This is a genomic window from Streptomyces antnestii (genome assembly GCF_004005495.1).
In the GTDB taxonomy this organism is placed as follows: Bacteria; Actinomycetota; Actinomycetes; order Streptomycetales; family Streptomycetaceae; genus Streptomyces; species Streptomyces antnestii.
In genome coordinates, this window is record NZ_RZYA01000022.1 from 114,467 (window position 1) to 138,798 (window position 24,332).

Sequence of the window (24,332 nt, forward strand, 5' to 3'; positions counted from 1 at the left end):
CAGGAGCGCGATGCCCGACAGCCAGCCGCAGCACCCCCACTCCCCCGGCAACGACTCGACCGCCGAGAGCACCGCCCTCCTCCTGTGCGGAGCCCGGCTCACCGACGGCCGGACCGTGGACGTGCGGCTCGACGACGGGCGCATCGAGGCCGTCGGCACGGCCGGAAGCCTCACCACCCACTCCGCGCGCGTGGACCTCGCCGGCTATCTGCTGCTCCCCGCCCCCGCCGAACCCCACGCCCACGGCGACACGACGCTGTCCGCGGAGACGGAGGGGCCGGTCTCGTACGACGGGCCCGACGTGCAGCGGCGGGCGACCGAGGCCGCCCTGCTGCAGCTCGGACACGGCGCCACGGCGCAGCGCGCGCACGTACGGATCGGGGACGTGCAGGGGCTCGGCCCGCTGGAGGCGGTGCTCCAGGCGCGGCGGTCGCTGCACGGCCTGACCGACCTGCGGACCGTCGCCATGCCCAGGCTGCTGACGGGCCTCGCCGGGGCCGACGGGCTCTCGATGCTGCGGGACGCGGTGAAGATGGGCGCCTGCGTGGTGGGTGGCTGCCCGGATCTCGACCCCGACCCGACGGGCTACGTGGAGGCGGTCCTGGAGGTCGCGGCGGAGCACGGCTGCCCGGTGGACCTGCACACGGACGGTCACGACCCGGCGCGGCTCGGGCGGATCGCGACGATGACGGGCGGGCTGCGGCCCGGCGTCACCATCGGGCCGTGCGGCGGGCTCGGGCGGCTGCCGCGCGAGGTCGCCGCCCGCACCGCCGATCAACTGGCCGCCGCGGGCGTCACGGTGGTCTGCCTGCCGCAGGGCGGCTGCGCCGGGGTCGACGGCCGCGACACCGCCCCGGTACGGCTCCTGCGCGCGGCCGGGGTGCGGGTCGCGGCGGGCAGCGGGGCGCTGCGGGACGTGGCGAACCCGGTGGGGCGCGGCGACCCGCTGGAGGCCGCTTACCTGCTGGCCTCGCGCTACGGGCTGCGCCCCGAGGACGCGTACGACTGTGTGAGCGGGGCGGCGCGGGCGGCGCTCGGGCTGCCGGAGGTGCGCGTGGAGGCGGGTTTCCCGGCGGAGCTGATCGCCGTACGGGGTGAACGGCTCGCGGGGGCGCTCTCGCTGGCGTACAGCCGGATCGTGGTGCACCGGGGGCGCGTGGTGGCGCGGACGAGTGCGGTGCGGGAGTACTGCGACTCCGCCGCGGCGCTCGATCTGCCCCGGCAGGGGCGGATGGCGAAGCCGGAGGGCGGGGGCAGCGAGCGGGCCTGAGGGCGCGGGGCGGTGGGAGGAGCAAGGTGCCTTTACCCACTCATTATTGACGCTCCGTCATGTCGGGCTCCGGGGGGCGGGTGCGGGACAAGTCCGCGGGGCGCGGGGCTCGTCGCGCGGCGAACGGGGGCGGCCCGGCGTACGGTCGGAAGCATGCGCATTGTCATCGCTGGGGGTCATGGTCAGATCGCGCTGCGGCTCGAGCGTCTGCTCTCCGCGCGCGGAGACGAGGTCGCGGGCATCATCCGCCGCTCCGAGCAGGCGGGCGACCTGCGGGAGGCCGGGGCCGAGCCCCTGGTGTGCGACCTGGAATCGGCGACCGTCGAGGAGGTCGCCGCGCTGCTGGAGGGCGCGGACGCGGCGGTGTTCGCGGCCGGCGCGGGGCCCGGCAGCACCGCCGGGCGCAAGGACACCGTGGACCGCGGCGCGGCCGTGCTGTTCGCGGACGCCGCGGAAGCGGCCGGGGTGCGGCGCTACCTCGTGGTCTCGTCGATGGGCGCGGACCCGGCCCACCAGGGCGACGACATCTTCGACGCGTATCTGCGGGCCAAGGGCGAGGCGGACGCGTCCGTACGGAGCCGGCCGGGACTCGACTGGACGATCCTGCGCCCCGGGATGCTGACCGACGACGCGGGCACCGGCCTCGTACGCCTGGAGGCCTCCACCGGGCGGGGTCCGGTGCCGCGGGACGACGTGGCGGCGGTGCTCGCGGAGCTGGTGGACACGCCCGCCACGGCGGGCCTCACCCTGGAGCTGGTCTCGGGGTCCGCGCCGGTGTCGGTGGCGGTCAAGTCGATCGCGGGGAACTGAGCGCGGCCCAGGAGGCCGTTCAGAAGGCGCTTCGGAGGCGGTCCAGGAGGCGCTTCGGAAGGCGCTTCAGAAGAGCGGGAGCTGGCCGGGCACCGTCGGGACCGCGTAGCCGTCGAGGGAGGGCTGCGCGGCGCCGAGCTGCGCGGGCCTGCGGGAGCCGGGGCAGGACACCAGCTCACCGGCGGCGCGGGCGCCCGGCGGATCGTGACGGGCGTACCGGCCGGCCACGACGGCGATCTCCCGGCGGCACTCGGGGCAGTTCCTGCGGCGGGACGACGAGGGTGCAGACATGCGATCAGTCTGCGCCACGGTTTGTCCGTACATACGAAGAAACCCCCTCCGGACTGTGAAGTCACAGTCCGGAGGGGGTTTCCCACCATGTGGCGGCGCCAGGATTCGAACCTGGGAAGGCTGAGCCGGCAGATTTACAGTCTGCTCCCTTTGGCCGCTCGGGCACACCGCCATGGGTTCGCTGCCTTGGATCTCCGCTGTGGGGCGGTGCTCCGTGGCAACGACGTAAACGATACCTGATGGACGGGGGTGCTTCGCCACCCGATTGATCGGCACCCGGGGGCGGCGTGGTGGCTAGGCTTGACGCACGCGTACGCAAGCTGTTTCACACCCCGATACAAGGAGCCACAGGACATGGCCGACTCCAGTTTCGACATCGTCTCGAAGGTCGAGCGGCAGGAGGTCGACAACGCCCTCAACCAGGCCGCCAAGGAGATCTCGCAGCGCTACGACTTCAAGGGCACGGGCGCCTCGATCTCGTGGTCCGGCGAGAAGATCCTCATGGAGGCCAGCGGCGAGGAGCGCGTCAAGGCGATCCTCGACGTCTTCGAGACCAAGCTGGTCAAGCGCGGGATCTCGCTGAAGGCCCTGGACGCGGGAGAGCCGCAGCTCTCCGGCAAGGAGTACAAGATCTTCGCCTCCATCGAGGAGGGCATCTCGCAGGACAACGCCAAGAAGGTCGCCAAGATCATTCGCGACGAGGGCCCCAAGGGCGTCAAGGCGCAGGTCCAGGGCGACGAGCTGCGGGTCAGCTCGAAGAGCCGGGACGACCTGCAGGCCGTGCAGGCGCTGCTCAAGGGCCAGGACTTCGATTTCGCGCTGCAGTTCGTGAACTACCGGTGAGGACTTGCCTCAACTGTCGCTGAGGCAGGGTCAATTGCCCTGACGTGATGGCCTGCCGCCGCTCCCGGTGCGAGGCTGGTGGGACTTGATTCCCGCTGCCCGCAGGGCACAGGAGGTTGTTGTGGCGGCAGAACCCACGGTCGGCGCGGGCTCCACCCTCGAACTGGCGCTCCACGGGCCGGATCCGGAGCCCGAACTGGCCGCTCTCCAGCAGGCGCTGACGGCCGCGGGGGCCGCCAGTGTCGACCGGGTACGGCTCACGGCGCCCGCCTCCGACCAGCGCGTCGCCGAGCTGGTCCAGGTGTGCACGCTGCTCGTCGGCGGCGTGGTGGACGTGGTGGCGATCGTCGAGGCGGTGCGCGGCTGGCTCGCCGGGCGCCGGGAGGCGGCGGCGCGGCGGCCCGCGCCGGCCGGGGCGGACGACGTGGTCCCGTCCGTCGTCATCACCGTCGGCGACCAGCGCCTGGAGATCACCTATCCGTCGGACCGGGCGCAGAGCGACGCCATCGCGCGCTTTCTCGACCTGCACCGGCGGGACGGGCGATGACCACCCTCGACGTGCGCACCTCGGCGCACGGTCCGGGGCGCACCCAGTACGCGTACGGGCTGAAGTCCGGTGGCGGGTCCGTGGTGGGGCCGCTGGAGCAGGAGCATGCCGTCGATGTGAGCCAGGACCTGGTCAAGGACCTGTGCAAGGAGATCGACGAGGCGCTCAAGAACGCCGATGACGGTGACGCGACGCTCGGCAGAGTGCTCCGGCAGAAGGGGCGGCTTCTCTTCGACTCGCTCTTCCCGCGCTCCGGCGGGCCCGAGATGGTGCGCCAGCTGAAGGAGTCGACGGGGCCGCTTCTGGTGAGCACCAACGAGTCTTTGGTTCCCTGGGAGTTGCTGCACGACGGGGACAGTTTCCTCGGGCTCGTGCACGAGCTCGGGCGGCGGTCCGTCGTGAGCCGGCCGGTCGTGGGCGGGCGGGCCTGTACGCAGGTGCGGCGGGCGCTGGTCGTCGGCGACACCCTGGGGGATCTCGCGTCGGCCCGTGAGGAGACCGAGCGGATCAGCGCCTGGCTCCGGGAGCACGGCGTCACGTGCACGGTCCTCATCGGGCGGGACGCCACCCTGACCCGGGTGATCCAAGAGCTGGCCGAGGACGAGGAGCCGTACGACCTCTTCCACTACTCGGGGCATGTGTCCGGGGCCTCCGGGGCGGCCGGGCTCATGGTGCACAACCGCAAGCTCATCGACATGGACGCGCTGCAGCCGCTGGCCGGGCTCGGGGCGCCGCCCGTCGTGTTCATCAACGGCTGCGCGTCCGCCGAACCCTCGCTCGAACCGGGTGCCCGCGCCCTCGCCGAGGCCTCGCTCACCATGAGCGCCTGCATGTCCTTCATGGTCATGGGCGCGAAGACGGTGGTCGGTACGCGGACGCCGGTCGGGGACGCGAGCGCGCTGCGCTTCGCCGAGGCCTTCTACGGGCAGCTCCAGGACCAGATCACGGCCGGCGCCGCGATGCGGCAGGCGCGGGCCGACCTGGAGCGGCGGGCGGACTGGGCCTGGGCGTCGTTCGTGCTCTACGGGGATCCCGAGGTGCGGATCTCGACCGCGGCCGCCGACGTCGCCGCGCCGCTCCCGCCCGCGCCGGAGCGCCCCGAGTTCACGCCCGAGGCAGCCGAACTGCTGCGCAGGACCAGGAAGTTCGCGGCCGTACGGGGACTCGTGACCTCGGTCGACCTGCTGATGGCTCTCCTCGAGGACGACGAGGTGCGGGAGCGGGCCGCCGGGCGCATCGGCGCCCAGCGCATGGACCTGCTCGCCAAGGTGCTACGGGAACTGCAGGGGCAGCGGCCGAGCGACTCGACCCAGGTGGGCACGAGCAGCGCCTCGCTCGCCTCCGTGAACGGGCACGGGCACGGGCACGGCAAGCGGATCGCGCTCTCCGACACGGTGACCCGGGTCCTCGACGGGGCCGAGGCGCGGGCGCAGGAGGCCGGCCGGGACATCGGCGTCGACGACATCTCGCTGGCGTTCCTCGCGACCGGCGGCGGCAGCTGCGCCGAGCTGCTCCAGCTCTTCGGGGTCGCGCCCGAGCGGCTGCTGCTGCCGGGCGCCGACGCGCCGGCGCCCGGCGACGACGAGCGGGTGGACATCGCGGCGCTCGACCCCCGCGCGGCCGCCGCCGTGCAGTGCGCCCGGCTCCTCGCGTCGGTGCAGCGCAAGAAGATCAGCACGTACATGATGCTGCGCGCGTTCGGGATCGTCGGGAGTGAGGCGCTGCGGGGGGCGCTCGCCGCGCAGGGGGACGACGGCGCCGCCGCGTTCCGGAAGCTGGCCGGGCTCGGGAGTCCCCGGCCCGGGGAGTTCTCGTCGCGGACCCTCGGCAAGGTCCAGGAGGTGTGCCGGGACGCGCAGGAGCCCGTCGGCGAGCAGGAGTTGCTGATCGCGCTGCTCACCGACGAGGACTCCACGGCCCGGACGATGCTGCGGCGCCTGGGGGTGGCGCCGGAGCTGGTCATTCAGTCGTTGCAGGCTCCTTCTCCGTGAAATCAGTGGGCTCCGGGGGCTCCGGGGGCTCCGTGGGCTCCGTGTGCTCCGTGTTCGGGGGCTCCGTTCCGGACTCCAGGTGGGCCAGGCCCTTCAGCGCCGTCGCGTCGCCGGGCCTGCGGACGAGGACCTGACGCCAGTGGTGACGGGCCTCGTCCGGGTCGTCCAGGAGGAGACAGGCGAGGGCCAGGGCGCTGCGCGCCTCGGCGTCGCCCGGGCACCAGTGGACGACGGCGGCGAAGTGGTCACGCGCGATGGTCGTGCGGCCCGACCTGGCCGCTTCCAGGCCGTCGTTGAAGAGTTGCGCGGGGTGGGCGCGCAGGCGGGCCCAGGCGCGCAGGGGCGTGCCGCAGGACTGACAGGTCTCCGCCGTGGCCGTGTTGGCGGCCCGGCAGCGCGGCAAGGGGCAGGCGAGGCGGCCCGGGTCCGGCGTCACAGGGTCCCCCTCGGCGTCGCATCGGACATCACAGGCTCCCCCTCGGCGTCGCATCGGACATCACAGGCTCCCCCTCGGCGTCGCATCGGACATCACAGGCTCCCCCTCGGCGTACGGGACCCGGCCTCGTCGAGGGGGATGCCGGTGGCCTCGTTCGTGGTGCCGAGCAGGATCTGGGCGAGCTGGCGCAGGCGCGCGACCAGCTTGCCGGCCTCCTGGACCACCTGGTCCGGGTTGGTCGCGAGGAGCGGTACGAGCTGTTCGAGGCGGCCCTTGACGGTGGCCAGGTCGCTCTCCTCCGAGGCCCTGCGGCGGGCGACGGCGACCCGGCTCAGCTGCTCCACCTGCTGGAACCCGAAGCGCAGCAGGCTCTCGGCGCGGTCCTGCGCGGAGGGCTCCCCGCCGCCCGAGGAGGAGCGCAGCAGGCCCCGCAGATAGGTGAAGTGGCCCTGGAGCTGGGCGATCGCCTCGCCGTACCGGCGCTGGTCCCCGGCGGCGTGGGCGCGTTCGCCCTCGGTGCGCTGGGCCTCGATGGCGCGGCTCACCTCGGCGCCGTCGAACGGCTTGCCCCCGGCCGGGCCCTCCTCGCTCAGGTGGGCGTGCAGGCGCTGGCAGTCCTCGACGAGGGAGTCGAACTCCCGCTTGGGCGGGCGCAGTTCCTGGTCGGTCTCGCCCAGGCCTGCCACGATCTCCTCCAGTTCGCGGAACTCGTGGACCGCCGCGGAGACGTCGCCCCGGTCGCGGGCCGCCTCGAAGGCGCGCCGGGCGGTGGTCCACTTGACCCGGACCACGTTCTGCGGGCCCGCCGCCAGATAGCCGACGTTCTCCTCGAAGCGGTGGTAGAGCGCCTCGACCACGGGCGCCTCGGGCATCGGCGGGTCCACCGGCACTTCGAGCAGGGCGTCGAAGGTGGTGCCCTCACCGATGGAGCCCTGGACGGTGATGGACATGTTCTCCTGCATGGCCACGTTCATCCGGATCGCCGTTCCGCGCGGCGTCGACGAGGGGACCGTCACCTTGATCACCTGGATGGGCACCGCCTGCTGGAACAGGCGCAGTTCCACCTGTTCCTTGCCGGGATGTCCGAAGTCGTAGTCGGTCGCGAAGGGCAACTGCTGCATGGCCGGGACCAGTTCACGGCGGCCGGTGCGTCCGTCGCCCTTGTCCACCTCCAGGAGGATCGCCTTGGAGTTGATGGCCGCTCCGCCGGTACCACCGTCGGGCGGCAGCTCGCCGGTGCTGTGGGCGAGTGCGCGGCCCGCCGTGGCGACCAGGTCGCCCTCGGCGTCGTACACCTCGAAGGTGAGCAGGCTCTCCGCGTCCGGCTGGACCGGGATCTGGGCGAAGGCGAACGCGCCCTCCTCGGAGAGGTCCGCCTGGTCCTCGAAGCCCGCGGTGGTGAGGCGGACGTAGCCACCGGTGAGGTCGACGCCACCGGTGAGCACCTGCACGGAACCGCCGACGTGGGTGGCCGCGGAGCCCGTGGTGGCGCTGCCGCGGAACGAGACGCGGACGGTGCGGTCCTCGTCGTAGACGGCGAGGCCGCCGACGGCCGCCGCGCGGACCGCCGCTCCCAGGGCGACGGCCGTGTCGGCGTGGTCGCAGACCGGGGCCTCGCAGGCCGCGCGGACCTGGCGGGCGGAGCCGGGCGCGGGGTTCGCGCACAGCTCCTGCGTCACCATCTCCCTCACCAGCGGCATATGGGTGGAGCCGCCCGCCAGGATGATGTGGTCGACGTCGGCGAGGGTGATCCCGGCCCGGTCCTCGGCGCGGCGCAGCGCCTCGTCGCAGTACGCGAAGGTCCGCTCGATCAACGGGCGGGCGATGTCGTCGAGTTCGGGACGCTCCAGGAGCGCGTCGATGACCACCGGCCGCTTCTCCTGGTCGGTGAGCCGCCCGGTGTCGCGCAGCATGTAGTCGGGCTGGTCCGTGAGGGCCTTCTTGGCGCCCTCCGCGAGGATCTTCAGCTGGCTGAAGCGGAGCCGGTCCTCCGGGTCGTTCTCCGGGTCGAGGTCGAGGGCGTACCCGTCCGCCTGGAGCATCTTCTGGAGGTGGCGGGCGAACGCCTCGTCGATGTCATCGCCGCCGAGGCGGTTGTTGCCGCTGATGCCGAGCACCTCGAACGTGCCCGCGGTGCAGCGCAGGACGCTGACGTCGAAGGTGCCGCCGCCGAGGTCGTACACGAGGAACGTGCCGTCGCGGGTGGCGGTGCGCCAGCAGTAGTGGCTGGCGGCGGCGGTCGGCTCGTGGAGCAGGCCGAGGACTTCGAGCCCGGCCTCCTCCGCGGCCTTGCGGGTGGCGTCGATCTGCGGCTGGTCGAAGTACGCCGGCACGGTCACCACGGCGCGGTCCACGATCCAGCGGACGTCCGGGCTGTCGAACGCCGCCACGTCCGTCTCGATCCGGCGCTTCATCTCGGCCAGGATCGCGGCCGAGACCTGCGCCGGGGTGTACTCCTCGCCGGCCAGGTCGACCGTCGTACGGCTGCCCATCAGACGCTTCACCGACGTGACCGGCTCCGGGCTGCTGCCCTTGCGGGCGAACGCCTTGCGGCCCACGACGAGTTCACCGCCGGCCGGGCTGCGCCAGACGCAGCTGGGCGTCGTGTACGACTTCGAGACCGGATCGCGGTGGATCACGATCTCGCTGTCGGCGGGGTTCATGACGGCTACCGCGCTGTTGGTCGTGCCGAGGTCGATGCCTACGGCCTTGCTGACGATCTGCTGGCTCATGTGGGGTGACCGCTCCTTCTGTCAGGCGTCCGCGGGGTCTTCGGCGTTTTCGGATACGGGGTTCTGCGCCGGCGCGCCCATGACGACCTGCGCGAAGCGCACCACGGCGCCCTCGTGGAACACCGCGCACTCGTTCGTCTCCGCCACCACCTCGGCGTCGAAGTCCGGGCTCTGCCGCCAGTGCACCGGGTCCGCCCAGTCCAGGACGTCGTCGGCGGGAAGGCCGAGCGGGTCGCGCACCTCCACCCCGGCGCCGCGCAGCAGGTCGAGCATCCGGTCCTTCACGTTCCTCAGCTCGCGGTGCCGCAGCTGTTCGCCGACGGCCGCGAGCGGCTCCTCGGACCGGGTGACCTGCTGCTCCAACGTGCCGACGAGCGCGGCCAGTTCGAAGAGCGTCGCGTGGACCCGGGTCGCCGCCGCGGCGGAGGCGCCGCGGGCCACGGCGAGGTCCTCGTGGCGGCGCTGGAGTACGCCGGCCAGCTCGGCCTCGGGCGCGGTGGTCGCGCCATGGACCTCCGGGACGGGGCGCTCGGCGAAGTCGTCCCAGGTGGGTAGCCCTGTCGCGGGAGACGGTTCAGCCGAAGAGGACATCGCGCACCTCCAGTTCCCGCTCCGGGTCCTGGGCGAGGGCAGCCGCCGGGGACGTGCCCAGGGCCCAGCCCGCCCCCGCGACGGGCGCCTGCGCGAGGGCCCGGACGGTACGGCGCAGCGCCCCGGGCAGGTCGAAGTCGCCGGGGCGCAGCTGCCGGCCGCCGAGGTCCGCCGGGTAGGTACGGTGGGCGCGGGCGAAGGCGGTCCAGCGGCGGTCGCGGTAGTCGGTGCCGGGCGGCTCGGTCACCTCGTACCGCAGCCGGGTGCGGGGATTGCGGATGAGTTCGCGCATCGCCCAGTCGTAGAGGTCGCGGTCCTGTGCGGTGGACGCGGTCTGGATGCCTTCCTCGGCCCGTTCGACGATCTGCGCCTCGGTGGCGTCGACGGGGAGTCCGAGTACGTGGAAGGGGTTGGGCCGGCTCTTCGCCGAGGTGGGTGACGCTGGTGACGTGGATGAGGTCGGTGAGGCGGGTGAGGTCGGTGACGCGGGTGACGCTGGTGTCGTCATGAGCGCAGCCTTCGCAGGATGTCTTCGATTCGGGTGATGTTGTCCCGGGTCGCGGCGTCCGGGGAGATCCTCTCCGCCCGCCGCAACAGGTTGATGGCGGCCTGCAGTTCACCCTCCATGGCGTTGGGGCCGATACGGACCGAGCGTTCGACGCTGCTCAGCGCGGCGTTGCTCATGGCCACCGCGCGGTTGTTCATCCCGGTGGCGACGGCACGGAGCGCCTTGGCGGCCTCCTCGCGCATCTTGGGGTCGTCGCCGGAGGCGGCCACGCGCTCCGCGTCGCGCACCGAGCGTTCCGCCTCGTCGAGCCGCTCGGCGTCGAGCAGCACGTAGCCCTGGTTGATCAGGGTGCTGGCGCGGAGGCGGTCGAGGGTCCTCGCCGTCCCGTCGTCGCGCGGGACGCGGTCCAGCTCGACGAGGGCCTGGGGGTAGCGGCGCGCCTTGATATGCGCGAGCGCGGCGCTGAACAGGGCGTCCCGGCGGTACTGCGCGAGGAGTTGGGTGGCGTTGGTGTTGGCCGGGTTCCACTCCAGGGCCAGTTCGAAGTATCCGACGGCCTTGGTGGCGTCCGGGTCGAGGAGTCCGCGGTCCACGTAGTGCGTGGCGAGGAGCTGGTTCTCGCGCAGGTGCGGGCGGCCCTTGACGGCGCTTCGCGCGAGCAGTTCCGCGAAGCGCACGGCCCGGGTGACGACGGAGCGCATCGCGTCCCGGTCGTCCAGCTCGTAGTGGCAGTTCTGCCACTGGTTGTGCCAGGTGAGAAGGGTGCACAGGACGCCGGTGTCCGCGAACCCGTGGTCGACGGCGGTCGCCAGGCTTTCGATGCCCGCCTCGTAGTCCTTGTCCATGCCGTCCGGCAGGGCGCTGATCCGCTCGGGGTCCTCGGCCAGGCGCTCCGCCGCGAGAACCAGGTCCGCCGACCAGTCGTCGAGCAGCGCGCCCGCGCTGGCCGCGATCCCGGCGAAGAGTGCGTCGTCGACGCCGGGCAGCACCCCGGCCAGCGGCCCCTCCGCGAGCAGGGTGCGTGTGACGTCGGAGCCCTGGCGCAGCGCGGTCAGGCAGTTCAGGTGCAGGCGGGCCTGGTCCTCCCGGTGTTCGGCGAGGGCGCGGGCGCCGTGGCCGCGGTGCAGGGTCAGCAGCTCGTCGGTCAGGGACGTCCGCAGATACGCGGCCTCGGGAGCCGTCGCCGCGTCGGAGGGTGCGCCGTCGGAGCCGGCGCGCCCGTCGAACGCTTCCGCTTCCCAGAACGCCGGGTGGCACAGCAGCAGCGCCCACAGGACGGTCGCCGTGACCAGGTCCTCGTCGGCGGATCCCGTACGGGCCAGCTTCGCCAGGGCCTCTTCCCGGTAGACCACGGCCAGCGAGTGCAGTACGCGGATGTCGCCGCGGGCCGCCCTCCCCGCGAAGAACCGGGTCAGCTGCGCCCCTATGAGCTCCGTCCGCTCCGTCGCCAGCGCCTCCCACACGGGATGCCCGGCCATGGCGTTCTCCAGGGCCGGGAGCCTTCCTGGGCGTTCCCAGGACTGGGCGGCGTCCGGGAAGAGATGGCTCAGGAGCGCGTCGCAACGGTCGCTGCGCTCCAGGTCGGCGCGGTGGGCGTGAGCCGGGTGCGCGTCGGGGAGGTACCGGGCCGCCCGCTCCAGGAGCTCCAGGGCCCGCGCGGGGTCCCCGGCGGCGTGGGCGGTGACGGCTCGGTGGCAGAGGTAGGTGCCGTATTCGGTGGGGGCGTCTGTGCCTGTGTCTGCGTCTACGTCCGCGGCAGTGTCTACGTCTGCGTCGGGGGTGTCCGGGGCTGGGGCGGGCGCGTTCACGATGCGTCGCCACAGTCCGTCGGCCGTCACATGGTCACCGACGGCGGCGGCGCACCGGGCGAGGGTGACGGGGTCCAGCGGTACGGGGTCCAGGGCTACGGGATCGGTCCCCGCCGGGAGGTTGCCCTTGGGGAGGCCGTCCGCGAGACGGCGTATGACCGCCGCCAGGTTCTCGGCGCGGCCGTCGCGGCGCCTGGCGCGGGCCACCCTGGCGCACAGCGCGGGCAGGACGGCGCCCAGGTCGACGAGTCCCTTCAGGTCGTGGTCGCGCAGGGCCGCGGTGAGCGTCTCGGCGGCCTTCGCCTTCTGCGCCGGGAGGTGGCCGGCCGCCTGGACGACGAGGAGGGGGGCGGGCAGGGCGGGGTGGTCGGCGGCGGGCAGCGCCGCCGGTGGTGCGCCGTCGAGGGCGCCGGCGAGGAAGTCGACGATGCGGCCGGCGTCGGTCCCGGCCCCGTCAGCGGCCCGCAGCAGGCGTACGGCGCCCGGCCTGTCCCCGTTGTCGAGGGCGGTGGCCGCGAGGGACAGGGCGAGCAGCGGGTCGCCCCCGAAATCAGCCTCCGCCCTTACCTCCCCGTCGGCCTCCGCCACCACCCCCGTACCCCCCAGAGAAGCCGCCCTCCGCGCCTCGCCCCTGACCTCCGGCAGCGGCCACGCCTCCGCGAGGCGTCGCAGTAACTCCGCCAACTCACCCTGGAGCACCGCACTTTCAGCCAGCAGGCAGGCCCGCCCCAGCGCCACGGCCAGGGCCTTCACCGCACCGGCATCACCGGTGTCACCATCACTCTCGCCGTCACCGCCCGTCCCCTCCCCCTCCGCCCCCGCCACCCCCGCCCACTCCACCAGCGCCTCCGCCAGGACCGGTTCCGCCCGCTGCGGTTCCACCATGAGCTGGGCGAGGCCGAGCGGCCAGGCCGTGCGGGGGTGGTGGCGGACCACGCGCCAGGGTGCGCCGCCCGCACCGGGCCGCCCGGCGCGCTCCGCGAGGCCGCGGGCCGCGCGGGCGAGGAGCGCGGCGTCGGCGGGGACCGGCGGAAGGGCGCCGGCACCGGCGACGTGCGCGTCGATGAGGCGCGCCGCGGCCCGTTCGGCGCGCTGCACGGCCCGCTCGGTCTCGCCGGCGGCCCACAGCGCGGCGGCCTCGCGCAGGCCCAGTACGCCGCTTTCGTAGCGCGCCCGCGGGAGGGGCAGGCGGTCGAGCCGGTGTCCGGGCTCGGCGGCGCGGCCGAGGGCCAGTTCGGCGCGGGCGCGCACGAGTTCGGCCTTGGGTCCGCGTACGCCGTCGAGGAGGTCCGCCGCGCGGGCGGGGCGCCCGGCGTTGAGTTCGGTCACGGCGAGGACGAGGGTGGCGCGGTCGTGGCCCTGGCCGTGGGCCTGTTCGAGCAGGGCGCGGGCCTGGTCGGGGTCGCCGGGGAGGGCCAACAGGCCGCGCCACAGCAGCTGTTCGGGCAGTGGCAGGCGGCCGAAGAGAGAGAGGGCGGTGAGGTGGCCCGCCGTGCCCGGCCGGCCGGCGGCGACCTCGACGCCGAGGAGGGTGCGCAGGGTCTCCAGGAGTTCCGGGACGGTGGCGTCCTCGGCGCCGAGCGGGTCCCAGGCCAGGTCGACGCCGGGTTCCTGCCCTCCGGCGAGTTTCAGCCGGGCCGTGACGACGGCGGTGAAGGCGTGCGTGGCGCCCTTCATGGCCGTACGGTCCTCGGGGGCCGCGGGCCGGCCGGGGTCGGCGTCGGCGAGGAGGCAGCCGAGCGGCCAGGTGCGCGCGCCGCCGCCGGCCAGCAGGGCGCGGCAGCGGCGGCCCGCCTCTTCCCGTTCGCCGCATAGGAGTTGGGCCCAGGCCGCGTGATAGGCGAGGCCGGGCCGGTCGGGGAACGCGTCGGCGGCGACGACGAGGTTCTTGGCGGCCAGGTCGGCGTTGCCTTCGAGGAGTTGGGCGCGGCCGAGGGCGTAGCGGCCCCAGGGGCGGCTGTCGGGGCCGTCGGCGATCGTGGCGAGCCGTACGGCGGTCAGCGGGGCGGGGGCGGCCGGGCCCGGGGGTCCGTCGCGGCCGGGGTTGAGGTCCAGCCACTCCAGCATCCGGCACAGGTCGGCGAGTTCGGCGGTGCGCGGGGTGCGGGCGGCTTCGCGTCCGCGCAGGGCGCGGAGCGCGTCGGCGTACTCACCGGCGTGCAGGTGGGCGGCGAGGAGCCCGCGCAGCGCCTCCCCGTCGGTGGGGTCGGCGGCGCAGGCGCGGGTGAAGTGGTCCGCCGCGAGCGCCGGCTCGCGGCGCAGCAGCAGGGCGCCGAGGCCGAGGGTGCGGTCGAGTCCCGCGACCCGCAGGCCCGCCTCGGACAGCCGGCCGGCGAACGCGAAGGCCCGCTCCACCCGCCCCGTGGCGTCGGCGAATCCGGCGCCGAGCAGCCGCCCCACCGCCTGATGCACCTCGGGCGGCACGGAGGCGTAGCGCGTCAAAATGTCTACGTAGACGGCAAGTTGGTCGTCGCCCTCGGCGCCGAGCCGGGCCAGCGCGGTGGCGGCGATGGAGCGGGACTCCTCGTGGACGAACGCGCTGCGGTAGAGCCGCGTGTACAGGGACACCGCGAAGTCGTGGTCGCCGGGGGCGGACCGGGCGACGGCGGCGGAGGCCAGCGGGACCCAGCTCTGGTGGAGGCCGATCCGGCCCTCGGCGGCGAGGCGCTCACCGGCCCGGGCGAGGCGTTCCAGGTCGGCGGCCTCGACGAGCGGCAGGAAGCGGGGGCCGAGGAACGACTGCTGGAGGGACGGCCACAGGTCGGCGGTGCGGTCCGGGATCTCCTCGAAGCCGGTGAGGACCCCGCGCAGCCCCTCCAGGCCGACGCCCGGATCGGTCCTCTCGTCGACGGCGCTCGCCCAGGCGTTCTCCAGGCGGCCGCGCCGGGACAGACCTTTCCTCAGGGACCGCTGTGGCTCCACCCGTCACCCCCGGTCCCGCTCGGCGCGGGCCTGGCGGGCGAACCGTTCGGCCTGGAACCGGTTCCCGGCCTTGCGGAAGGCCTCCTCCGCGCGGCGGGCGAGCCTGGCGCGGTCCTGGCCGGACGGCATCAGGGCGCGCCCCCGGACGAGTTCGCACGCGTCGGCCCAGGAGTGGGCCGCCGCGAGGTGGTCGCCGCCCGACTCGTGGACGGGCCCGAGCTCGACGAGCAGGGCGAGGCGTATCGGGTCGGCGATGTCGTGGCGGGCGAGTGCGCGCCGGAGCGTGGCCGCCGCGGCCGCCCACTGCCGCTGAGCCCGCAGCCGCCGTGCCTCTTCGAGGTCGGCCTCTCCGGGCTGCCGGACGACGGGCCGGTCGAGGACCACGTCCAGGGCGGCGATCACGTCCTCCGCGCTGCGGTGGCGCTGTGCGGGCCTCGGTTCGAGCAGGCGCATCACGAGGGCGTCCAGGGCGGGCGGGACGAGGTTGTTGTGGACCGAGGGGCGTACCGGCGGTGCGCCCCGCTTCTGTTCCTGGAGCCAGTCGCCGTGCGCCGCGTCGGGCAGCGAGGGCGGCGGGGTCAGATGGGCGTACGCGTGGCGGCCGGTCAGGCCCTCGTACATCAGGAGCCCGAGCGAGTACAGGTCGGACTCGGGGACGCTGGAGCCGGCCGCGGTCTCGGGCGCCATGTACTGGAGGGTGCCGACGGTGCCGGGGACGTGGCCGAGCTCCAGCATCCGGGCGGCGAGCCCGAAGTCGATGAGCCGGACCCAGTTGTCGCTGCCCAGCAGGACGTTGTCGGGCTTCAGGTCGCGGTGCAGCAGGGGCGGGTCGAGGCGGTGCAGGCCGCGCAGGGCCACACAGATCTGCCGCGCCCACTTGACCATCAGGGGCGCCGGGACGCGTCCCATCGCGGCGAACTCGCCGGCGAGGGTGGCCCCGGGCACGTACTCCATCGCGAGGAAGGCGCGGCCCCCGAGGCCCTGGGCCAGGCCGCCGTCGTACACGTGCACGAGGTGCTGGCGCGCCTCGGCGTCGGTCATGCTGTCCATCGCCTCGGCGAGCAGCAGGACGTCCTGGAAGAGCTCCGCCGCGTTCTCCTCGGTCAGGCCCGAGCGCCGGGAGAGCTTGCAGGCCACACTGCGCACGGGGTGGCCCAGGATGTACTGGTCGGCGCGGAAGACGGCGCCGAAGCCGCCGCCGCCGATCCACTCGCTCAGCGCGTAGCGGCCGTCGACCACCCGGCCCTGGAGTCCCCGCAGATCGGACTCATCCGGTGGGGCCTGGTTCATCACGCGCCTCCCCCTTTCCGCTGTCGCCGGACGTGGTCAACCCGCCTTCCCCAGAGGACAGTTGGGCACCGTCCGCCGGTTCCTCCGGCGGCAGGAATCTCACTCGTGTGCGGGACGTGGCCGCCGACGCGCCGGGCACGGAGAACAGTTCATCGCGCGCGGACGTGCGCGGCGGGGGCGCGAACTCGACCACGATCCGGTCGCAGGCCTGGAACTCCTCGGGGCGCTCCTCGGCCGCCGCGAGTACGGGGTTCTCGACCAGGTCGGAGAGCACCTTGGCCATGATGCGGCCGCCCTCGCGGCCGCCCGCGTCGGAGTTGAGGCCGTGCCCGAGGTCGCCGGCGTGGCGCACCAGCTCCTCCGGCACGATCAGCTCCTTCTCGCGCTTCTCCCGCCAGAAGGCGCGCTGCCGGTCGAGGACCTTGCGGCCGATCGCGGTCATCGCCTCGCCGTCGAGCGGCCGGAAGACGATGACGCGACGGATCCGGGCCAGGAACTCGGGGGTGAAGACGGGCGTGCCGTCCCGGCTGCGCTCCGCCGCGAGCTTCTTGCGGACGGCGACGGAGATCTCCTCGTCCGAACTGTCCTCGCCCAGACGGGAGATGATCTCGTGCCCGGCGTTGGTCGTGAGGATGAAGATGGCCCGGTCGCCGTGCGCCTTCACGCCCCGCTGGTCGGTGATCCAGCCCTCGTCGAAGAGGTTGAGGAAGGGCCGCAGCACCTCGGGGTGGGCCTTCTCCGCCTCGTCGAGGAGGAAGACGCAGTACGGGTCGCTGTTGAGTTCATTGATGAGCCGCCCGCCGCGCTCGTGGCCCACGTACCCGGGCGGGGAGCCGAGGATGCCGGACACGCTGTGCGGCTCCGTGTAGTTCTCCATGGGGTAGGTCTGGAGCCGCTTGGACGCCGAGTAGAGGCCGGCGATCCGCTTGGCCAGCTCCGTCTTGCCGACCCCGGTCAGGCCCGCGAAGAGCAGGACCGACGCGGGCCCCGAACTGACCGCGGCCAGGCCCGCCTTGATCCGCCGCAGCTCGTCCGCGACCACCCGGACCGCCCGCTCCTGGCCGACCACCTCGGCACGCAGCGCCGTCGCGTAGTCGACCCGCTCCCCGCCCGTGCCGGCGATCTGCTCGCGCGGCATCCCGGACAGCTCGGCCACCACGTCGGCGACCTCGGACAGGGTCACGGCGCTGCGCTCGTCCCCGAGCTGCCGGCGCGCGTAGTCGAGGTCCTCGCAGGCACGGCGCAGCACCTTGACGGCGGACAGCGGCAGCCGCTGGTGCCGTACGAAGTCGCCCGCGAGGACCACCGCCCTCGCCACCGCGTGGTGCTCGACCCGAATGCCGGTGAACTCCTTCTCCAGGGCGTCGGCGGCGAGGCGCACCATGTCCCGCGCCGCGTCCCGCTCCGGCTCGGCCATGTCGATACGGGAGGTCAGCTCCTGGAGGACGTGGTCGGCGGCGACCAGGTCCTCGTAGTCGTGTCCGGCGAGCACCCCGATGAGGTGGATGCTGCGCTCCTTGAGGGCGCGGCGCAGTTCGAGGAGGTGGTCGGTGCCGTGGCGGCCGCGCAGCAGGGGGCCCAGGCCGTCGACGCAGACGACGAGGTCGGTGCGGCCCGCGACCTGGCCGATCAGGGCGGTGAGCTGGTCTCCGCTGTCCTCCGCCGCGACGTCCTTGCAGTCGACGCGCAGGAACCGCTTGCGGCGCAGGAACGGGATCTCGCCGGCCGTGGCCCGCCGGGCGAGCTCGCGCAGCAGGGTGGTGGTGCCGATGCCGGGCAGGCCGGTGATCAGCACGTGGTTGTTCTCGCTGCGGTGCAGGGCGCGGCACAGCGGCTCGAAGTAGCCGTCGAGGTGGGCGGCCGGGCCGACGGCCCCGGTCCTGGCCAGCCAGGTGAGGTCCTCGGAGGGCGGCAGGAACGCGGGCAGCCGGAAGGGCACCTCGCGGGGCGCCGCCGACCGGGACTCGCTCAGTACGTCGCGGACGCTCTCCCGCAACCGCTTGATGTCGAGACGCAGCGGCTCGGCGGCGAGCGCGGCGGCGAGGCGCTGCGGAGGGCTGTCCAGGAGGGCCGCGAGGAGGTGCGGGGTGTCGGTCCGCTCCGCGTCCCAGCGGGCGGCCGTCGTGCGGGCCGCGTGCAGCACGTCCCGCAGGGACTCGCCGATCCCGTCGCGGTCGAGGCGGGGGGCCGCCGTATCGCCCCGCTCGGTGATCCGGAACGCCTGGGTGATCGTCTCGACGGCCTTCACCAGGCCGACCTGGAGCGGCAGCTGGAGCCGGAAGACACGCTCCGCCGGCCCTTCGGTCTCCGCGAGGAGGGCCAGCAGGCAGTGCGGGGGCAGCAGCCGGTCGTAGCCGAGCTCGGCGGCGCGCCGGGCGGCCAGCTCCAGTACCGCCCAGGCGTCCTCCGTGAACTCCTCCGAGCGCAGCCGGCCCGACGCGTCGTCGTACAGCTCGGGCGGTTCGGCGGCCTGGACGCCCACCTGCCGGCGCAGTGCCTCGGCGGCGCGCTCCAGGTCGAGGAGCGGGGCGAGGAACTCCCGCTCGTCGGCGGAGGGGGTGTCGAGGACGCAGGCCAGCAGGAGTTCCAGGCGGGTCTGTGCGCCTACGCCGTCCCGCTCGCAGCGCCTCTCGAACTCCTCGAAGGCCGCCTCCAGTTCGGGGGCTACGTGTTCCCGTGCGCCGTCGAACGCGTAGCCGTTGCCCGCCGGGGCGTACACGGCGAGCGTCTCCAGGAGGTGGTGCGGGGCCGCGCCCTCGGCGAGCGCGCCCTCGATGGCGGGGAGCAGCGCCAGGTCGCGGGAGTCGAGCACCGCGTGGAGGAGGTCGCCGGGGCGTAAGCGCTCGGTGGCGCGCTCCGCGGCGGACAGCAGGACGGCGGCGGTGCGCTCGTCCCCGAGGGCGTCGGGGTCGAGGAGGCCGTCCGTGAACAGGCGTACGGAACGGCTTACGGGACGGCGGCCTTCGGGTCCGTCCTGACTGTCTGCGGTCTGTGCGGGAACATGCTGCATCTTCGCGCGCAGGCCGCGGCTTCACGACGATTCGGGCCTGCCTGCCCACCTCCCCCGTGCTCCGACCATGCTTCCACAGGGAGCACGCGGGGTCTCTTCGCTACGCGAAAGAGAGGACAACTCTTTGGCCACGCAGGCGAGTTGACCCCGTCAGGGTTCTCCCCGTCAGGGTTCCCCCTGTCAGGGGTCTCGCCCGCGCGCCTACCGGCCCGCGAACGGCTGGTCCGTGCGGACGATCTCGCGGCCGAGCGGCATCAGGGAGATCGGGATCAGCTTGAAGTTGGCGATGCCCAGAGGGATGCCGATGATCGTGATGCACTGGGCGATGCCCGTCACGATGTGGGCGAGGGCGAGCCACCAGCCGGCCAGGACCAGCCACAGCACGTTCCCCACGCAGGAGGGCGCGCCCGCGTCCCTGCGCTCGACCGTGGTCCGGCCGAACGGCCACAGCGCGTACCCGCCGATCCTGAACGCGGCGATACCGAACGGGATGCCGATGATCGTGATGCAGAGGATCAGACCGGCGACGAGATAGCCCAGGAACAGCCAGAAGCCGCTCAGGACGAGCCAGATGATGTTGAGGATTGTCTTCATCGGTGAGGACCTGCCATCTGCTCGAGGCGGGCGATGCGCTCCGCCATCGGCGGGTGTGTGGAGAACATCTTGGCCATGCCCTGTCCGGGACGGAAGGGGTTCGCGATCATCATGTGGCTCGCGGTCTCGATCCGGGGCTCCGGAGGGAGGGGCAACCGCTTGGTGCCCGCGTCCAGTTTGCGCAGGGCGCTCGCCAGGGCCAGCGGGTCGCCGGTGAGCTGGGCACCGGACGCGTCGGCCTCGTACTCCCGGGAGCGGCTGATGGCGAGCTGGATGACCGTGGCCGCCAGGGGCCCGAGGATCATGATCATCAGCATGCCGAGGAGGCCGGGACCGTCGTCGTCGCTGGAGCGGCCGATGGGGATCAGCCAGGCGAAGTTGACCAAGAACATGATCACGGAGGCGAGCGCGCCGGCGACCGACGAGATCAGGATGTCGCGGTTGTAGACGTGGCTCAGCTCGTGTCCGATGACGCCGCGCAGCTCCCTCTCGTCGAGGATCCGCAGGATGCCCTCGGTGCAGCACACCGCGGCGTTGCGCGGGTTGCGGCCCGTCGCGAACGCGTTGGGCGCCTCCGTCGGCGAGATGTACAGGCGGGGCATGGGCTGGCGGGCCTGCGTGGAGAGCTCGCGGACCATGCGGTACAGCGCGGGGGCCTCGAACTCGCTCACGGGACGCGCGCGCATCGCGCGCAGGGCCAGCTTGTCGCTGTTCCAGTACGCGTACGCGTTCGTCACGAGGGCGATTCCGAGGCTCACGATCAGTCCCGTACGACCGAAGAAACTGCCGATGACGATGATGAGGGCCGAAAGGCCCCCGAGGAGTACGGCGGTCTTCAGCCCGTTGTGCCGGCGGTGCACGGTAGGCCCTCCATGTGGTGCGGCAGGGGAACCCGCTGCTTGCTGGTGCTTGGTGCTTCCACTGGGTGCTTTCCCTGCCCAGTGGACCCTCCCGATCTGGTCAACGCCAGACGAGAAGGACGAGTTCCCTTGTGTGCGCGGAGGGCGCGTGTAGTCCGTACGGGTGGGGGGTGTGCTGCGGGACCCTCAGCGCTGGGCGGGGAGACCGGCGAGGGCGAGGGCCTCGGGGTCGGCCTTGAGCTCGCTGGTGCAGTGGCCGCAGCGGGTGGCGATCGCCGGGATCTGGGTGTAGCAGCGCGGGCAGTCGCGCTGGGCCGCCTTGATGTCGACCGGCTTGTCGCGGTCCATGCGGGCCTGGAACTTCATCATCGGGACGACGACGAGGAAGTAGAGCACCGCCGCGGTGATCACGAAGGCGATCGCCGCCGCGACGAACTTGCCGTACGGGAAGTCCGTGCCGTCGACCGAGAAGTGGGCGTCACTGAAGTCGCCGGTCGAGGCCGTGGCGAGACCGATGAGCGGGGCGATGAACGCCGTGCTGAATCCGGTCACGACGGCCGTGAAGGCGGCACCGACGGCGAGGCCGATGGCCATGGTGACGATGTTCCCGCGAAGGATGAAGTCCTTGAACCCGCTCAGCACGGCAGTGTCTCCCTGGGTACGACGATGAGGTAGAGGTCGCTACGAGGGTGCCTAGAAGAGGCCCGTCGAAGCAAAACGGAGAACGATCTGGGGGGCTCCGGAGAGGGCAACCCCGATGATCGCGGTGAGCCCGATCGCGGCCGTGAGCGGGGCCGGGACGCGCTGTACCTGCTGTTCTCCCACGGGTTCCTCCGCGGGTCCCTCCGCGGGACGGAAGAGCGTCGCCGTCCACCGGAGGTAGTAGTAAAGAGCGATCACCACGTTGACGGCCATGACCACGGCGAGCCAGCCGAGGCCCGCGTCGACGGCCGCCGAGAAGACGGTGACCTTCGCGAAGAGGCCGATGATGCCGGGCGGCAGGCCCGCGAGGCTGAGCAGGAAGAAGCCGAGGACCAGCGCGGCGAGCGGCCGGGACGCGTACAGGCCCCGGTAGTCGCTGATCCGGTTCAGGGGCTTCGTACGGGCGACGAGGGCGGCCACGGCGAAGGCGCCGAGGTTCACGGCGGCGTACATGAGGGCGTACGCGACGGTCGAGCCGATGGCCTTGCCGGCGTCCTTGGAGTAGGCGGCCGCGGCGATCGGGACGAGGAGGTAGCCGGCCTGGCCCACGGAGGACCAGGCGAGCAGCCGTACCGCGCTGTACGCGCGCGTGGCCTGCTGGCGCAGGGCCGCCACGTTGCCCACGGTCATGGTCAGCGCGGCGAGCGCCGCGAGGGCCGGGCCCCACACGTCGGCGTACGACGGGAAGGCGACGACGGTGACGAGGATGAGGCCGGAGAAGCCGACCGCCTTGCCGATCACCGACAAGTAGGCGGCGACCGGCAGTGGCGCCCCTACGTAGGTGTCGGGCACCCAGAAGTGGAAGGGGGCGGCGGCGGTCTTGAAGGCGAAGCCGACGAGAGTGAGGGCGACGCCCGCCTGGGCCAGGGTCTGGAACTGCCCGTCGACGTGCGTCAGGGCGGTGGCGATCCTCGTGAGGTGCAGGGTGCCCGTCGTCGCGTAGACGAAGCTCACGCCCAGGAGGGTCACCGCGGTCGCCGTGACCGAGGACAGGAAGAACTTCAGGGCCGCCTCGGCGGAGCGCCGGTCGTCGCGCTTGATGCCGACGAGGGCGAACGCCGGAAGGGAGGCCACTTCCAGGGCGACGACGAGGGTCGCCAGGTCGCGGGACGCGGGCAGCAGCGCGGCGCCCGCGGCGGAGGAAAGCAGCAGGAACCAGAACTCCCCTTCGGGGAGTTCCCTGGTGGTGTTCTTCACGTCCTTGATGCCGGTGACGGACAGCAGGGCGGTCAGCAGGGCGCCGGCCAGGACGAGGAACTGGATGACGAGCGTGAAGTGGTCGGCCGTGTAGCTGCACGCCGCCTGCTCGCCCTTGAGCGTGTCGAGGCAGAAGGTGGAGCGGTCGCCGTCCAGGAGGGGCAGCAGCGAGAGCGCGGCGGCGGCCAGGCCCGCGACGGAGACCCAGCCGAGCAGTGCCTTGCGGCGGTCGCCGAGGAACAGGTCCGCGACGAGCACGGCGAGCGCCACGACCGCCGCGATGGTGGGCGGCGCGATCGCGAGCCAGTCGACGGACTGGACGAGGGACGCCACCGAGGGCGCGGCGACGGCGGTCACTGGGTGCCTCCTGCGAGGAGCTTCTGCACGGCCGGGTCGGTGAGGCCGATCAGGGCCGCGGGCCACAGGCCGCCGACGACGGTGAGGGCGACGAGCGGGGTCCAGGCGGCGAACTCGTAGCCCTGGACGTCGGCGAGTTTCGGGGTCTCGGCCGCGTGCGGGCCCATGCAGACCCTGCGGACGACGACGAGCAGGTACGCGGCGGTGAGCAGCGTGCCGAACGCGGCGATCGACATGAACGTGAGGAACGCGGGGCGGCTCAGGTCGGCGGCCGGCTTGAACGCGCCGAACAGGGCGAGCATCTCGCCCCAGAACCCGGCGAGGCCCGGCAGGCCGAGCGAGGCGACGGCCGCGAAGGCGAGGAGGCCGCCGAAGCGGGGCGCCTTGCCGTAGAGCGCCATGCCGCCCTGCTCCGCGAGGGTGTCCAGGTCGGTGCTGCCCGTGCGGTCCTTGAGGGCGCCGACGAGGAAGAAGAGCAGGCCGGTGATGAGGCCGTGGGCGATGTTCGCGAAGAGCGCGCCGTTCACGCCGGTCGGGGACATCGTCGAGATGCCGAGCAGGACGAAGCCCATGTGGCCGACGGACGAGTATGCGATGAGGCGCTTGAGGTCGCCCTTCGCGCCGGTCCGCGCGAGGGCCAGGCAGGCCAGGGACCCGTAGATGATCCCGACGACGGCGAACGCCGCGAGGTACGGGGCGAAGGTGTGCATGCCGTCGGGCGTGATCGGCAGCAGGATCCGGACGAACCCGTACGTGCCCATCTTGAGCAGCACGCCGGCGAGGAGGACCGAGCCGACGGTGGGCGCGGCGGTGTGGGCGTCCGGCAGCCAGCTGTGCAGCGGCCACATCGGGGTCTTGACGGCGAGTCCGATCCCGATCGCCAGAACGGCGATGACCTGCACGGACGTGCTCAGGCCGCGGCCGTTGTCAGTGGCGAGTGCCACCATGTCGAATGTGCCGGACTTGAGCCCGATGAGGAGGATCCCCAGCAGCATCACGACGGAGCCGAGGAGCGTGAAGAGGATGAACTTCCAGGCCGCTCGGGTCCGTTGCTCACCGCCCCAGCGGGCGATGAGGAAGTACATCGGGATGAGGACCATCTCGAAGGCGAGGAAGAAGAGCAGCAGATCGAGGACGGCGAAGGTCGCGAGGGTGCCGGACTCGAGGACGAGGATCAGCGCGACGAATGCCTTGGGGGACGGCCCGGCGGGCATTTTGAAGTAGCTGTACAGCGCGCACAGGAAGGTCAGCAGCGCGGTCAGGACCAGGAGGGGGAGCGAGATGCCGTCGATGCCGAGGTGGATCCGCACGTCGAGTGCGGGGATCCAGCTGATGTCGGTCGTGGCCTGCATCTTTGACGGGTGGTCATGGTCGAAGCCGAGCGCGAGGACGATCGCGGCGAGAAGGATCACGCCGGTCACGGTCACGCCGTGGCGAAGCACGGCCTGGTCGGGGGACTTCCCCTTCAGCCCGGGCGGGGCCGGGAGAAGGGCGGCGACGGCGCCGACGAGCGGGCCGGCGACGATCACTGCGAGAAGGATCTGCATCACGGATTCGCTGATATCGATCACGG

Annotated in this window: 18 protein-coding genes and 1 tRNA gene; 5 read left to right on the forward strand and 14 right to left on the reverse strand. The window is 73.0% G+C overall.

All coding sequences use genetic code 11. From position 1 onward, the window contains the following. Positions 1-10: 10 nt before the first annotated feature. Together EOT10_RS33330 and EOT10_RS33335 are read left to right on the forward strand one after the other, a co-directional pair. Positions 11-1,270, forward strand: a complete 1,260-nt coding sequence (locus tag EOT10_RS33330) for an amidohydrolase family protein (protein WP_127832110.1) — start codon at positions 11-13, stop codon at positions 1,268-1,270. Positions 1,271-1,423: 153 nt separating this feature from the next. After that, positions 1,424-2,080, forward strand: a complete 657-nt coding sequence (locus tag EOT10_RS33335) for an SDR family oxidoreductase (protein WP_127832111.1) — start codon at positions 1,424-1,426, stop codon at positions 2,078-2,080. Positions 2,081-2,146: 66 nt separating this feature from the next. Here EOT10_RS33335 and EOT10_RS33340 read toward each other — a convergent pair whose 3' ends face one another. Together EOT10_RS33340 and EOT10_RS33345 are read right to left on the reverse strand one after the other, a co-directional pair. After that, positions 2,147-2,371 carry a hypothetical protein gene (locus EOT10_RS33340; protein ID WP_127832112.1) on the reverse strand — a complete coding sequence of 75 codons (225 nt, stop codon included), beginning with the start codon at positions 2,369-2,371 and terminating at the stop codon, positions 2,147-2,149. Positions 2,372-2,461: 90 nt separating this feature from the next. Next, positions 2,462-2,543, reverse strand: a tRNA-Tyr gene (locus EOT10_RS33345). Between the two features lie 182 nt (positions 2,544-2,725). Here EOT10_RS33345 and EOT10_RS33350 point away from each other — a divergent pair. The 3 genes from EOT10_RS33350 to EOT10_RS33360 all read left to right on the forward strand — a co-directional run bounded on the left by EOT10_RS33350 (position 2,726) and on the right by EOT10_RS33360 (position 5,752). Further along, the gene (locus EOT10_RS33350) at positions 2,726-3,214 is read left to right on the forward strand and encodes a YajQ family cyclic di-GMP-binding protein (protein ID WP_127832113.1); all 489 of its coding nucleotides are present in this window, start codon (positions 2,726-2,728) and stop codon (positions 3,212-3,214) included. Positions 3,215-3,335: 121 nt separating this feature from the next. Further along, positions 3,336-3,761 carry a hypothetical protein gene (locus EOT10_RS33355; protein ID WP_127832114.1) on the forward strand — a complete coding sequence of 142 codons (426 nt, stop codon included), beginning with the start codon at positions 3,336-3,338 and terminating at the stop codon, positions 3,759-3,761. Then, positions 3,758-5,752, forward strand: coding sequence for a CHAT domain-containing protein (locus EOT10_RS33360; RefSeq protein WP_127832115.1), 1,995 nt, complete (start codon positions 3,758-3,760; stop codon positions 5,750-5,752). Before EOT10_RS33355 ends, EOT10_RS33360 begins: the two co-directional genes overlap by 4 nt. Here the strand turns inward: EOT10_RS33360 and EOT10_RS33365 are convergent. The 12 genes from EOT10_RS33365 to EOT10_RS33425 all read right to left on the reverse strand — a co-directional run bounded on the left by EOT10_RS33365 (position 5,721) and on the right by EOT10_RS33425 (position 24,330). Beyond that, entirely contained in the window at positions 5,721-6,188 is a 468-nt protein-coding gene (locus tag EOT10_RS33365; RefSeq protein ID WP_127832116.1) for a hypothetical protein, read from the reverse strand. The two genes, EOT10_RS33360 and EOT10_RS33365, sit on opposite strands and share 32 nt — an antisense overlap. Positions 6,189-6,280: 92 nt before the next feature. Next, on the reverse strand, positions 6,281-8,920 hold the full coding sequence (locus tag EOT10_RS33370; RefSeq protein WP_127832117.1) for an Hsp70 family protein: 2,640 nt from the start codon (positions 8,918-8,920) through the stop codon (positions 6,281-6,283). A 21-nt stretch (positions 8,921-8,941) separates the two neighbouring features. Continuing rightward, positions 8,942-9,511, reverse strand: a complete 570-nt coding sequence (locus EOT10_RS33375; protein WP_127832118.1) for a hypothetical protein — start codon at positions 9,509-9,511, stop codon at positions 8,942-8,944. Beyond that, positions 9,495-10,019 carry a hypothetical protein gene (locus EOT10_RS33380; RefSeq protein ID WP_127832119.1) on the reverse strand — a complete coding sequence of 175 codons (525 nt, stop codon included), beginning with the start codon at positions 10,017-10,019 and terminating at the stop codon, positions 9,495-9,497. Before EOT10_RS33380 ends, EOT10_RS33375 begins: the two co-directional genes overlap by 17 nt. Continuing rightward, complete coding sequence (locus EOT10_RS41460; RefSeq protein WP_189492376.1) at positions 10,016-14,749, reverse strand: hypothetical protein; 4,734 nt, start codon at positions 14,747-14,749, stop codon at positions 10,016-10,018. Before EOT10_RS41460 ends, EOT10_RS33380 begins: the two co-directional genes overlap by 4 nt. A 3-nt stretch (positions 14,750-14,752) precedes the next feature. Continuing rightward, entirely contained in the window at positions 14,753-16,039 is a 1,287-nt protein-coding gene (locus EOT10_RS33395) for a serine/threonine-protein kinase (RefSeq protein ID WP_127832120.1), read from the reverse strand. Beyond that, entirely contained in the window at positions 16,017-19,049 is a 3,033-nt protein-coding gene (locus EOT10_RS33400) for an AAA family ATPase (protein WP_127832121.1), read from the reverse strand. Before EOT10_RS33400 ends, EOT10_RS33395 begins: the two co-directional genes overlap by 23 nt. A gap of 201 nt (positions 19,050-19,250) precedes the next feature. Next, entirely contained in the window at positions 19,251-19,643 is a 393-nt protein-coding gene (locus EOT10_RS33405; RefSeq protein WP_127832122.1) for a YccF domain-containing protein, read from the reverse strand. Continuing rightward, positions 19,640-20,503, reverse strand: a complete 864-nt coding sequence (gene htpX / locus EOT10_RS33410; RefSeq protein WP_127832123.1) for a zinc metalloprotease HtpX — start codon at positions 20,501-20,503, stop codon at positions 19,640-19,642. Before htpX ends, EOT10_RS33405 begins: the two co-directional genes overlap by 4 nt. Before the next feature lie 186 nt (positions 20,504-20,689). Next, positions 20,690-21,145: an MscL family protein gene (locus tag EOT10_RS33415; protein WP_127832124.1), complete on the reverse strand. Its 456-nt coding sequence runs from the start codon at positions 21,143-21,145 to the stop codon at positions 20,690-20,692. A gap of 51 nt (positions 21,146-21,196) precedes the next feature. Further along, positions 21,197-22,759 (reverse strand): NADH-quinone oxidoreductase subunit N, encoded by a 1,563-nt coding sequence (locus EOT10_RS33420; protein WP_127832125.1) that lies wholly within the window; start codon positions 22,757-22,759, stop codon positions 21,197-21,199. After that, positions 22,756-24,330, reverse strand: a complete 1,575-nt coding sequence (locus tag EOT10_RS33425) for a complex I subunit 4 family protein (protein WP_127832126.1) — start codon at positions 24,328-24,330, stop codon at positions 22,756-22,758. The genes EOT10_RS33420 and EOT10_RS33425 overlap by 4 nt, the downstream gene beginning before the upstream one ends. Positions 24,331-24,332: the final 2 nt, after the last annotated feature.

Bases quoted from the DNA above. Each gene is read 5' to 3' on its own strand.
- EOT10_RS33375 (WP_127832118.1), bottom strand. From the start codon at position 9,511: ATGTCCTCTTCGGCTGAACCGTCTCCCGCGACAGGGCTACCCACCTGG.
- EOT10_RS33330 (WP_127832110.1), top strand. From the start codon at position 11: ATGCCCGACAGCCAGCCGCAGCACCCCCACTCCCCCGGCAACGACTCG.
- EOT10_RS33395 (WP_127832120.1), bottom strand. From the start codon at position 16,039: ATGAACCAGGCCCCACCGGATGAGTCCGATCTGCGGGGACTCCAGGGC.
- EOT10_RS33400 (WP_127832121.1), bottom strand. From the start codon at position 19,049: ATGCAGCATGTTCCCGCACAGACCGCAGACAGTCAGGACGGACCCGAA.
- EOT10_RS33350 (WP_127832113.1), top strand. From the start codon at position 2,726: ATGGCCGACTCCAGTTTCGACATCGTCTCGAAGGTCGAGCGGCAGGAG.
- EOT10_RS33370 (WP_127832117.1), bottom strand. From the start codon at position 8,920: ATGAGCCAGCAGATCGTCAGCAAGGCCGTAGGCATCGACCTCGGCACG.
- EOT10_RS33340 (WP_127832112.1), bottom strand. From the start codon at position 2,371: ATGTCTGCACCCTCGTCGTCCCGCCGCAGGAACTGCCCCGAGTGCCGC.
- EOT10_RS33380 (WP_127832119.1), bottom strand. From the start codon at position 10,019: ATGACGACACCAGCGTCACCCGCGTCACCGACCTCACCCGCCTCACCG.
- EOT10_RS33335 (WP_127832111.1), top strand. From the start codon at position 1,424: ATGCGCATTGTCATCGCTGGGGGTCATGGTCAGATCGCGCTGCGGCTC.
- EOT10_RS33360 (WP_127832115.1), top strand. From the start codon at position 3,758: ATGACCACCCTCGACGTGCGCACCTCGGCGCACGGTCCGGGGCGCACC.
- EOT10_RS33405 (WP_127832122.1), bottom strand. From the start codon at position 19,643: ATGAAGACAATCCTCAACATCATCTGGCTCGTCCTGAGCGGCTTCTGG.